The sequence below is a fragment of the Aeromonas salmonicida subsp. salmonicida genome, assembly GCF_001643305.1.
Classification (GTDB): Bacteria; Pseudomonadota; Gammaproteobacteria; order Enterobacterales; family Aeromonadaceae; genus Aeromonas; species Aeromonas salmonicida.
The window spans coordinates 24152-35950 of sequence record NZ_LSGW01000048.1; the positions used below are offsets into that span (position 1 = coordinate 24152).

Sequence of the window (11799 nt, forward strand, 5' to 3'; positions counted from 1 at the left end):
GATTGTTATGGCTCACCACAGCTATGTTATCAGTACGTTTATTACCACAGAGAAACAGGCCTTGACCCTGTCACTGTTCGGCAGTATCGCCTTTGCCATCTTCGGGATTGGCTATGGTCTGCTGGTTGGCTCCCACGCCATCATGCTCGATGGCATCTTCAGCCTGTTCAGCATGGGCATGACAGGCCTTGGTCTGGTCACCGCCTATCTGGTTACCCGCCCCTCCGATGACCGCTTTCAGTATGGCTACGCTCACTTCGAGCCCATTGCCAACGTCATCAACGGGATCATCATTTTACTGCTCTGTCTCGGTGCCCTCTACAGCGGCATCACGTCACTGCTGGCCGGTGGTCGCGAGATAGATCTCGGTCACGCCCTCATCTGCGCCGCCATCTCCACCTTCTTGTGTGCACTTATCTATGTTGTCGAGGCGCGAATGGCCAAGCGGTTCAACTCGGAGCTGGTGCGCGTCGATTCCGAAGAGTGGCTGGTCGACACCATTTTAAGCGCCACCCTGCTGGTAGGCTTTCTGGTCGCCATGGGCCTCGATGCCATGGGCCATGGGCCATGGTCAATACAACCGTTACATAGACCCCATGCTGGTCTCTCTGCTGGCCCTGTGCGCCACCCTCATTCCCATCAAGGTGCTGAGCCGCAATCTGCGAGAAGTGTTGAAGATTGCCCCCAAGGGGGATGTATCCCAGCGGGTCGCCAGCGAGATTGAAGCCCTGCGCCAGCGCCATGGCATCGAGTGCTACAGCCATCTGGCCAAGAGCGGTCGTCGCTTCGATCTGGAGTTGAACATACTGGTGGCACCGGGGCAGGATTGGCCTGTCGAGCGCCAGGATGCCCTGCGCCAGGAGCTCTGGTCACGCCTCGGCGATACCCTGGGGGATGCCTGGCTCTCGGTCTGCTTCACCCGCGAAAAACGCTGGTTGTAACGATCAACAGGGGGAGTGCAGCCAGGCTGCCTCCCCTGCGTCATCACATCTTCATCGCCCTGCTCTTGCCAAAGCGCCGATTCTCGCTATCATCAGGGCTCATTTTTAACCCGAGGTTTTATTGCCCATCATGGACAACCCCCGAAGTTACCTTTCGTTTCTTCCTGTCAAACTCTGTCTTTACCTGCTTCATCAGCGCCTCTGAATAACGCCATTGCCTTGCACTGCCGCGGCCACTGTTGCCGTGACTGATACCCGCTCTGTCTGTATTTATTGAGGTCATTACATGGAATTGCTGCTGGATCCCCACATCTGGGTTGGTCTGTTTACCCTGATCATTCTGGAAATCGTGCTCGGGATAGACAACCTGGTCTTCATCGCCATCCTGGTGAAAAAACTGCCCCCCGCCCAGCGAGATCGTGCCCGTATCATAGGCCTGTCACTGGCGCTGCTGATGCGCCTGGGCCTGGGCCTGGGCCTGCTCAGCGTGATGTCATGGCTGGTCACCTTGACCACCCCCATCCTTCACCTCGGTGATTTTGCCTTCTCCGGTCGGGATCTCATCCTGATGGGCGGCGGCCTGTTCCTGCTGTTCAAGGCCACCACCGAGCTCCATGAGCAGCTGGAAGCCAAACAGCCAGAAGATGGCCCGGTCGGCGTCTATGCCAGCTTTGGCGTGGTGATCACCCAGATCCTGGTGCTGGATGCCATCTTCTCGCTGGACTCCATCATCACGGCAGTGGGCATGGTGGAACATCTCTGGGTCATGATGGCGGCCGTCACCATCGCCATGGCGGTGATGGTGCTCGCGTCAAAGCCGCTGACCCGCTTCGTCAATGCCCACCCCACAGTGGTGGTGCTCTGCCTGAGCTTCCTGCTGATGATAGGCTTCAGCCTGGTGGCGGAAGGGTTCGGTTTCCATATTCCCAAGGGCTACCTCTACGCGGCCATCGGTTTCTCCGTGCTTATCGAGTTCTTCAACCAGTTGTCCCAGCGCAGCGCAGAGCGTCATGAGGCCAAGTTGCCCCTGCGCGAGCGCACCACGGCCGCCATCTTCAAACTGATGGGCAGCAAGGCGTATCAGGACAGGCCGGATGATGATCTGGATGCACCGACACCCGCGCCGCTGAGCTTCGGGGAAGAGGAGCGCTACATGGTGACAGGGGTACTGTCCCTTGCCGATCGATCCATCCGCACCATCATGACCCCTCGCTCCGACATGGCCTGGATCGACGTCAATGACTCGGTCGAAGAGATCCGTGCCGTGTTGCAGCGGGAGCCCCACAGCCTGTTCCCGGTTTGTGACGGCGATCTGGACGAGGTCATAGGTGTGCTCAAGGCACGGGATCTGCTGTTTGCCCTCAACGAGGGCCAGTCCCTGACCGAGCTGGCCAAACAGAATGACCCCATTATCGTGCCCCAGACCATCAACGTGATCCGCTTGCTGGCAGAGCTGCGCAAGGCCAAAGGCAGCCTCATTCTGGTCGCCGACGAGTTTGGCGTCATCCAGGGGCTGGTGACCACCCACGATCTGCTGGAAGCCATCGTCGGCGAGCTGCCTGATGAAGACGAAACCCCGGACATGGTGCCTGATGGCGAGAGCTGGCTCATCAATGGCAGTACCAACATCCACCATGTGGAGCAGGTGCTGGAATACGAGGGGCTGGTGAGTGACAGCGATGAATACGTGACGCTCGCAGGCATGCTGCTCTCCCACTTCGGCACACTGCCGACTCCGGGCCAGCAGCTGCAATTGCAGCAGTTGCATTTCGAGGTGATCGAAGTCAGCGAGCGTCGCATCGAACGGGTGCGCGTCACACCGTTGAACCCCTGATCACACGAACCGCAACACCTACCAAAAAGAGGGCCAAGCGGCCCTCTTTTTTATGGCTGTTTGCCGCTTGACGCTTGATTGCTGCATCAAGTGCAATTCTTTTCTGCAATTACCCCTCTTTTTCACAAATAAAAGCAGGACTAGAGTGACCTCAATCCCACCATGAGGAACACAAAATGAGCCACGACAACCTGTTCTGCCCGCTGCGTCTGGGCCAGTTGCACCTTAACAACCGCATCGTCATGCCCCCCATGACCCGCTCCCGTGCCAGCCAGCCCGGTGACGTGGCCAACGCCATCATGGCCACTTATTACGCCCAGCGCGCCGAGGCCGGCCTCATCATCAGCGAAGGCACCCAGATAGACCCGCTGGGCAAAGGCTACGCCTGGACCCCCGGGATCCACAGCGCCGAGCAGGTAGCGGGCTGGAAGGGGGTGACCGATGCAGTCCACGCCAAGGGGGGCACCATCTTTGCCCAGCTCTGGCACGTGGGCCGCGTCACGCATACTGACAATATCGGCGGGGCCCAGTCCATCTCTTCATCTGCCATCAGAGCCGAAGGGGTGCGGGTATTTGTCGATAACGGCAGCGATGCTCCCGGTTTTGTCGAGACCACAACCCCGCGCGCCATGACCCAGAGCGACATAGATGCGGTAGTGGGCCAGTTCCGCCAGGCGGCTCGCAATGCCCTAAACGCCGGCTTTGACGGCATAGAGCTGCACGCTGCCAACGGTTACCTCATCAACCAGTTCCTCGACTCCGAGTCCAATACCCGCACCGACAACTACGGCGGCTCGCTGGAAAATCGTCTGCGTTTCCTCAAAGAGGTGACACAAGCGGTCAGTGCCGAAATCGGGGCGGACAGGGTTGGGGTGCGCCTTGCGCCGCTCACCACCCTCAACGGCACCGTTGATGCCAACCCGCAAGAGACCTATCTGGCCGCCGCTCGCTTGCTGGGTGAACTGGACGTCACCTATCTGCATATCGCCGAAGCGGACTGGGACGATGCGCCCCTGATGGCGGAAAACTTCAAGCAGGGGTTGCGAGATGCCTTCCCCAACACCCTCATCTATGCGGGCAAGTATGACGGTGAGCGGGCGCGTGCCGCCCTCAAGGCGGGCTGGGCCGACATGATTGGCTTTGGTCGTCCCTTCGTGGCCAACCCGGATCTGCCGAACCGGTTGCGCCACGGCTACCCCCTCGCGCCCCATGATCCGGCGACCCTGTTTGGCGGCGGTGAGAAGGGACTGACCGACTACCCGACCTATCAGGCGCTAGCCGAGACGCAATCAGCCTGAGACTGGCAAGCCGCCCACCTCGGTCACAAAGCCGCACAGTAAAACGCGCCCGCTATTGATGCGGGCGCGTTTTTTGGGGTGTGGCGTCAGCGAGCCAGACGTCAGTAGAGAGCAACGCCATAACAGGCGGCGTAGCTTCTTATTTCCCGGGTCAGCCGCGCCTTGTCCGCCAGGCTGAGCCAGCTCGCCTCGACGGCATTGAGCGACAAGCGGCAAAGCTGGTTCATGCTGGCGCCAAGATCATGGGCCAGTGCGTGGAAGTTGGCTGCCATGTAGCCGCCAAAATAGGCGGGATCGTCGGAGTTGATGGTGACGCACAGCCCCTGCTCCAGCAGGGTCAGCACATTGTGATGGGCCATGCGCTCAAACACCCTGAGACGGGTATTGGAAAGGGGGCAGACGGTGAGCGGCAACCGGGTATCGGCCAGATAACGCAGCAGGTCGGGATCATCGACGCAGCGCACCCCGTGATCGATGCGGCGTACCTGCAGCTCATGGATGGCCTGCCAGATATACTCGGCCGGCCCTTCTTCACCTGCGTGGGCCACCACAGGCAGCCCCAGCTCGCGACAACGGGCAAAGACCCGGGCAAACTTGGCGGGGGGATTGCCCTTCTCCCCCGAATCGAGACCAATGCCGTGAATGCGGGCGAGAAAAGGCATGGCGTCGTCCAGGGTGGCGAACGCCGCCTCTTCACTCAGATGACGCAGAAAACTCATGATAAGCCGCCAGCTGATACCCAGCTCCCGCTCCCCCGCCTGCAGCGCCCGTTCTATGCCCCCCAGCACGGTGGTAAAGGGGATACCTCGGGCGGTGTGGGTTTGCGGGTCGAAGAAGATCTCCACATGCACCACCTTGTCGGCGGCGCAGCGCTTGAGATAGGCCCAGGTGAGATCGAAAAAATCCTGCTCTGTGATGAGTACGCTGGCGCCAAGGTAGTAGAGATCGAGGAAGGATTGCAGACAGTCAAAGTCATAGGCGGCGCGCACGCTCCCCACATCGGACCAGGGTAGCTCCACCCCGTTGCGGGCGGCCAGCATACACATCAGCTCCGGCTCGAGTGACCCCTCTATATGCAGGTGCAACTCCAGCTTGGGCAAACCGGCAATAAAGTTATCCATGATGACGGCTCCATCAGCACACAGACAGCGAGACCTGCCACTTGCAGAGCGGATCCCTTCCCTCTCCCTTTTCATTGTGTACCTATCTCGCCTGGTAGGGGGAGACTTGTCATCAAACCGACTTATAATGGCGTCACAAAAACAACATAACTGATTGAAGATATTAAGAGTTGGCGTCCGCCCCGCGTTCACTCTTGTGCCCTATACAAAGGAGTTCCCATGAAAAAAAGCGTCATCTGTGACATCGACGGCGTCATTCTGCACAACAACGATCTCATCCCCGGTGCCGACCGCTTCGTCCATCGCCTGCTGGAACAGGGCACCAAGCTGTTGTTCCTCACCAACTACCCGGCCCAGACCCAGAAAGATCTGCAAAACCGCTTCCGCTCCGCCGGGATCGAAGTGCCGGAGGAGTGCTTCTACACCTCCGCCATGGGCACAGCCGATTTTCTCAAACGCCAGGATGGCAAGAAGGCCTATGTGATTGGTGAGGGGGCCCTGACCCACGAGCTCTACAAGGCCGGTTTCACCATCACCGACATAGACCCCGACTTCGTGGTCGTGGGCGAGACCCGCAACTACAACTGGACCATGATGCAGCTGGGGGCCAAGTTTGTGGATCAGGGGGCCCGCTTCATCGCCACCAACCCCGATACCCATGGCCCCATGATGCATCCGGCCTGCGGCGCCCTCTGCGCCCCCATAGAGCGGATGACGGGCAAGAAGCCGTTTTATGTGGGCAAGCCGAGCGCCTGGATCATTCGCGCGGCATTGAACCGGATGGAGGCCCACTCCGACGACACCATCATCATCGGCGACAACCTGCACACCGATATTCTGGCGGGCTTCCAGGCCGGTCTTGAAACCGTGCTGGTGCTGTCAGGGGTGAGCAATGTCGCGGATATCGATCGCATGCCGTTTCGCCCGAACCACATCTTCGACTCAGTCGTGGATATCGATATCGTCTGATGTGATCACAGGAGTCATCCATGGAACCGCTCTTCATTGCCGTCGCCTTCGCCTGCGGCATGCTGGTCAACCTGGTGGGGCTGCCTCCCCTGATCGGTTTTCTTGCCGCCGGTTTTGTGCTCAATGCCCTCGGCTATCAAAACTCCGAAGTGCTGACGACGGTGGCGGAGCTGGGGGTGACCCTGATGCTGTTCACCATAGGCCTCAAGCTCAACATCAAGACCTTGCTGCGCCGGGACGTATGGGGTACGGCTACCGTCCATATCCTGCTCTCCAGCGGGCTGTTCTGGGTGATCCTGCTCGCCTGCAAGGGGCTCGGCATGACCTTGATGCTGGATCTGGAGTGGCCCCACGCCATCATGCTCGGGTTTGCCCTCTCTTTTTCCAGTACCGTTTTTGCGGTCAAGGTGCTGGAGGATCGCAGCGACATGAATGCCCTCTATGCCAAGCTGGCCATCGGGGTGCTGATCATGCAGGACATCTTCGCGGTGGGCTTTCTGACCGCCTCCACCGGCAAATTGCCCAGCATCTGGGCGATCTGGATACTGGCGCTGCCCTTCTTGCGCCCCCTGCTGTTCAAGCTGCTGGAGCGGGCCGGTCACGGTGAATTGCAGATGCTGATGGGGATCACCCTGGCCCTGGTGCTGGGGGCCGCCGCCTTTGAGGCTGTCGGCTTGAAGCCGGACTTGGGGGCCCTGGTGATCGGCATGTTGCTGGCTTCCCACCCGGCGGCGGCGGGGATGGCCAAATCCCTGTTCAGCCTCAAGGATCTGTTCCTCATCTGCTTTTTCCTCTCCATCGGCCTCAACGGCATGCCGACCCAGGAAACCATGTGGATGGCACTGGTGCTGATGCTGGCACTGCCGCTCAAAAGCGCCCTCTACTATCTGGTCTACAGCGGTGCCCGGCTGCGGGTACGAACCGCGTTGCTCTCGACGCTGGCTCTCACCAACTACTCTGAGTTCGGCCTGATCGTGGCCGCCATTGCCGCCAAGGCGGGCTGGCTCTCCCACGAATGGCTGGTCGCCCTCTCGCTGGCACTGGCGGGCAGCTTCATGCTGTCGGCCCCGCTCAATAGCTACAGCGAGTGGATCTATCAGCACATAGGCCCCTGGTTGCGCCGCCTGCAATCGGACACCCTGCACCTGGATGACAGGCCCATCGAACTGGGGGATGCAGAGGTGATCATCCTCGGCATGGGCCGCATCGGACAGGGCGCCTATCATGAGCTGGAGCGCAAATACGGCAACGTCATACTGGGGGTCGAAAACAACGGGGACAAGGCCCCCCTGCTGCGCGAACAGGGGATGAACGTGCTGGAAGGGGATGCCACCGATACCGACTTCTGGGACAAGGTGATCCTCTCCCATCAGGTTCAGCTGGTGATCCTCGCCATGCCCCATCACTCGGGCAACCTCTACGCCATCGACAAGCTGCGCAGCCACGGTTTTCACGGCAAGATAGCGGCCATAGTCCGCTTCGAGGATGATATCGCCTCCCTGCGTGAACAGGGAGTCGATGCGGTGTTCAACGTCTACGACGAGGCAGGCAGCGGCTTCGCTCGCCACGTCATCAGGGAGTTGCAGCCACTCGACACAGAGGCACCCCTTGTCAAGGAGTGGCCACCTCGTTTAACTTAACGTCAACATTGTTAAACAAACTAAACGAGTGCGGGGCCAGGAAGGCCCCGCACTCTCAATCCCTCACTCACCATTGGCAAGGATGCACCATGAAAACCCTCAACGACTGGGTACTGCTCAACCAGCACGCCGTCTCCCCCACCCCGCTCACGCCCCCAGCCGAGCGCATTAAAGCGGGCAACCCTGAGCAAACCCTCTGGAACCACTACTCGGATCCCAGCCAGCAGTTTCACGTGGGCTTCTGGGCCTGCGAGCCGGGGCGCTGGGCCATCCACTACACGGAGCACGAATATTGCCAGCTGCTGGAAGGGGATGTGGTGATCCACGACAGCCTGGGGGGTCAACTTGCCCTCAAACCGGGGGATCAGTTCGTTATTCCGGCCGGCTTTGTCGGGCAGTGGGAGACACTCACCCCCTGTCGCAAGGTCTATGTGATCTTCGAGCCCGCCACCACTTGACGTTGGCGTCAACTCACCCTGTTTTTCCACTCAACCCATCTGCCCGTCTGCTTGACGTTTACGGCATGATTTTCTGCGGTTTTCCCGCTTGCAAAAGGTTTTTGCGCTAGGCATTGTGATTGACGAGGAATGTAAATGGAATTTCGAGCCCGTATGTGGGGGGCTCCTATAAAAATCAAGAGGATTACCGCCAATGTGTTCTATTTTCGGCATTCTGGACATCAAATCCGATGCAGCAGCCTTGCGCAAATCGGCGCTGGAGATGTCCAAGCGATTGCGTCACCGCGGTCCTGACTGGTCCGGCATCTACAGCTCAGACAAAGCCATACTGGTGCACGAGCGCCTGGCCATCGTCGATCCGGGCAATGGCGCCCAGCCGCTCTACAACCCGGAGCGCACTCACGTATTGGCCGTCAACGGCGAGATCTACAACCACAAGGAACTCGAAAAGAACCTCAAGGTCGACTTCCAGTTCCAGACCCACTCCGACTGCGAGGTGCTGCTGGCACTCTACAAGGAGAAGGGCCCCGCCTTTTTGGACGATCTCAACGGCATCTTCGCCTTCATCCTCTATGACGCCGAGCAAGATGCCTACCTGATTGGTCGTGACCACATGGGGATCATCCCCCTCTATACCGGTCGCGACGAGCACGGCAACTTCTATGTCGCCTCCGAGATGAAAGCCCTGGTGCCGGTTTGCAAGAGCGTCGAAACCTTCCCGCCCGGACATTACCTCTGGAGCAAGGATGGCGAGCTCAAGCAGTGGTACAAGCGCGACTGGATGGAATACGGCGCGGTCGAGCACAAGGTCAGCGACAGAGCGGAACTGAAAGCCGCGCTGGAAGCGGCCGTCAAACGCCAGCTGATGTGCGACGTGCCCTATGGCGTGCTGCTCTCCGGCGGGCTGGATTCGTCCGTCATCTCCGCCATCACCAAGATCTATGCCGCCCGCCGGGTGGAAGACGATGGCAAGAGCGAGGCATGGTGGCCGCAGCTGCACTCCTTTGCCGTCGGGCTGGAAGGCTCGCCGGATCTCGCCGCCGCCCGCAAGGTGGCTGACCATCTGGGTACCATACACCACCAGATCCACTTCACCGTGCAGGAGGGGCTGGATGCCCTGCGGGACGTCATCTATCACCTCGAGACCTATGACGTCACCACCATCCGCGCCTCTACCCCCATGTACCTGATGGCCCGTTACATCAAGGCGATGGGCATCAAGATGGTGCTCTCCGGTGAAGGTTCCGACGAGCTGTTCGGTGGTTATCTCTACTTCCACAAGGCGCCCAACGCCAAAGAGTTCCACGAAGAGAACGTGCGCAAGCTTGCCTCCCTGCATCTCTATGACTGCCTGCGGGCCAACAAGTCCATGGCCGCCTGGGGTGTGGAAGGCCGCGTGCCCTTCCTCGACAAGGAGTTCATGGACGTGGCGATGCGCCTGCAGCCTGCTGACAAGATGTGTGGCAACGGCAAGATCGAGAAGCACATACTGCGTGAAGCTTTCGAGGAGCTGTTGCCCCACGAAGTGGCCTGGCGCCAGAAGGAGCAGTTCTCCGACGGCGTGGGTTACTCCTGGATTGACAGCCTCAAGGCCATGGTCGAGGTCGAAGTGACGGATCAGATGTTCGAGGCGGCGGCATTCCGCTTCCCCGTCAATACACCGCTCACCAAGGAAGCCTATTTTTATCGCGCCATCTTCGACGAGCACTTCCCGCTGGAGTCCGCCGCCCGTACCGTGCCCTACGGCAAGTCGGTCGCCTGCTCCACCCCGACCGCCTTGGAGTGGGATGCCAAATTCAAGGAGATGGCAGACCCGTCCGGTCGCGCCGTGATGGACGTCCACCAGCAGAGTTACTGATCCGCTGACGGATATCCTGGCCAACCCGCCAACAACAAAGCCCCTCGCGAGGGGCTTTATTTTTTGGCCATGGCGATGGCGCTCGTCAGCTCAGCTGGCCGATGTTGCCGCGTTGAGCGGCATCAATCCTTTTTCGCCTTGTTGGCAAAGAAGATATCGGCCTGAATATCCTGAGTGCGGACGGTGAAGATCTGGTTGGTCAGATCGTCGGTCAGTGCTTCCGCATCCTTCATCACCCGCAGATTGAAGTCGTTGAGCATACGGTTGGCGGCGGCCTTGTCTGCTTTGACCGTTTTCAGATAGCTGGCTTCCATCTCTTTCTGCTCGTTGGCAATCTTCGCCTCCCAGCTCTGGTAAGCCAGCTTCACCATGGGCGCCAACTTGGGGTAATCCGTCATCACCAGAGTCTGCAGTTTGCGATATTTCCAGTAGATGGAGTCGCTGTCCGCCTTGTCGCTGCCCAGGGCATAGTGGGCCGGATAGGCTTCCAGACCGCTGTAATAGGGAACGAAGGCGGTCAAGTCCGCCATGCCGAGGCCCACATAGGTCACCTCCCCCACCTCGCGCGGCATCCAGGGGCGCACCTGCATCACATGGGCCTCGTAGGTGCGAAACACGCTGATGGGGCGCCACGGCTCCTGGCCGTTCAACCCTTTGCCGTAAGGGTCGTGCTCGGTGCCGTCATAGTGATTGCGCAGCACCGCCTTGACCTCCTCCAGAGTCATCTTCTTCTCGGGGGTCAGGGTGACCGGGAATTGGCGACCGGCATCCACCGTTTGCTTGAGCGAGGGGTTGAACATCTGCTGTATGGTCCAGACCCGGGGATCGTTATAGGTACGATCCCGCTCGTCGTCGCGGGTATAGGCTTTCGAGAAATTGAACGTCCCATCCTTTTGTGGCTGGTAGAGCCCCTTCTCGGTGGCAAACTCGACCAGATTTTTCGAGCCCATCATGTCGGCACTCTTGGGATCGTAGTGCTGCAAGCGACCCTGATTGCCAGAAGCAAAATACTGGTCCTTGGGCAGACGCTGCGCCATCCAGTGGTGACCAGTGGCTGTCTCCAGATACCAGAGCTCGTTGTCATCCACCACGGCGACGCCAAACCCCTCCCCCGCCCCCAGGGTCTCTATGATGTTGCCCAGCAGGGCGACCGCCTCGCGGGCCGAGGTGGCGCGCGAAAGCAGCACATCGGGAATGTCGTCCTCCGTGATGCCCTTATCCTCGACATAGGGATCGAAGGCGAGTGCCTCGGGCGAGGCGAAAATGGACTCGGTGCCGCTCACCCCCACCCCTTTCTCGTTGAAACCTGTGGCGCCGTGCAGCTGGGTCTTCCAGTTCGGTACCGTGGTATAGCGCAGGGCGTTTTTCGGCAAGGGGTAGCTGAAATCATTGGCGCCGTTGTGAGCCTTGGAGCTGTGCACACCGCTCTGCCCCTGTTTCGCCGGATGGATCACGAAATGCTGGGCTTTCAGGGCATCGCTGTCGGCGCTGCGGGCCACCATCATGGAGCCATCGGTGCTGGCCTCGCTGCCAACCAGCAAGGTGGTGCAGGCGAACGCCGACGAGAAGAGAGCAAGGTTGATGGAGAGTGCGACGACGCACTTCTTGAAGGAATGCATGATATCTCCTTGTTGCAAAATTAACGTGAAATACCCCTTCCCATCTAAATAGCTGTTCCGA

8 protein-coding genes and 1 pseudogene are annotated in these 11799 nt (G+C 59.6%); 7 read left to right on the top strand and 2 right to left on the bottom strand.

Going from position 1 to position 11799, the window contains the following annotated elements; all coding sequences use genetic code 11:
• Positions 1 to 7 precede the first annotated feature (7 nt).
• The 3 genes and pseudogenes from AXW79_RS06885 to AXW79_RS06895 all read left to right on the top strand — a co-directional run bounded on the left by AXW79_RS06885 (position 8) and on the right by AXW79_RS06895 (position 4073).
• Positions 8 to 941 (top strand): annotated as a pseudogene (locus tag AXW79_RS06885) (cation diffusion facilitator family transporter).
• Positions 942 to 1227: 286 nt separating this feature from the next.
• Positions 1228 to 2775, top strand: a complete 1548-nt coding sequence (locus AXW79_RS06890; RefSeq protein ID WP_011898832.1) for a TerC family protein — start codon at positions 1228 to 1230, stop codon at positions 2773 to 2775.
• A 176-nt stretch (positions 2776 to 2951) separates the two neighbouring features.
• On the top strand, positions 2952 to 4073 hold the full coding sequence (locus tag AXW79_RS06895) for an alkene reductase (protein WP_005310617.1): 1122 nt from the start codon (positions 2952 to 2954) through the stop codon (positions 4071 to 4073).
• Between the two features lie 101 nt (positions 4074 to 4174).
• Here AXW79_RS06895 and AXW79_RS06900 read toward each other — a convergent pair whose 3' ends face one another.
• Positions 4175 to 5194 (bottom strand): adenosine deaminase, encoded by a 1020-nt coding sequence (locus AXW79_RS06900; protein WP_005310615.1) that lies wholly within the window; start codon positions 5192 to 5194, stop codon positions 4175 to 4177.
• Positions 5195 to 5413: 219 nt separating this feature from the next.
• Between AXW79_RS06900 and AXW79_RS06905 the strand changes: the two genes are divergently transcribed.
• The 4 genes from AXW79_RS06905 to asnB all read left to right on the top strand — a co-directional run bounded on the left by AXW79_RS06905 (position 5414) and on the right by asnB (position 10119).
• The gene (locus tag AXW79_RS06905) at positions 5414 to 6163 is read left to right on the top strand and encodes an HAD-IIA family hydrolase (RefSeq protein WP_005310613.1); all 750 of its coding nucleotides are present in this window, start codon (positions 5414 to 5416) and stop codon (positions 6161 to 6163) included.
• Between the two features lie 20 nt (positions 6164 to 6183).
• Positions 6184 to 7803, top strand: a complete 1620-nt coding sequence (locus AXW79_RS06910) for a cation:proton antiporter family protein (RefSeq protein ID WP_005310611.1) — start codon at positions 6184 to 6186, stop codon at positions 7801 to 7803.
• An 89-nt stretch (positions 7804 to 7892) separates the two neighbouring features.
• Positions 7893 to 8261: a cupin domain-containing protein gene (locus AXW79_RS06915; RefSeq protein ID WP_005310609.1), complete on the top strand. Its 369-nt coding sequence runs from the start codon at positions 7893 to 7895 to the stop codon at positions 8259 to 8261.
• A 193-nt stretch (positions 8262 to 8454) separates the two neighbouring features.
• Positions 8455 to 10119 (top strand): asparagine synthase B, encoded by a 1665-nt coding sequence (gene asnB / locus AXW79_RS06920; protein WP_005310607.1) that lies wholly within the window; start codon positions 8455 to 8457, stop codon positions 10117 to 10119.
• Positions 10120 to 10241: 122 nt separating this feature from the next.
• Here asnB and AXW79_RS06925 read toward each other — a convergent pair whose 3' ends face one another.
• Complete coding sequence (locus AXW79_RS06925; RefSeq protein WP_005310605.1) at positions 10242 to 11738, bottom strand: C69 family dipeptidase; 1497 nt, start codon at positions 11736 to 11738, stop codon at positions 10242 to 10244.
• Positions 11739 to 11799: the final 61 nt, after the last annotated feature.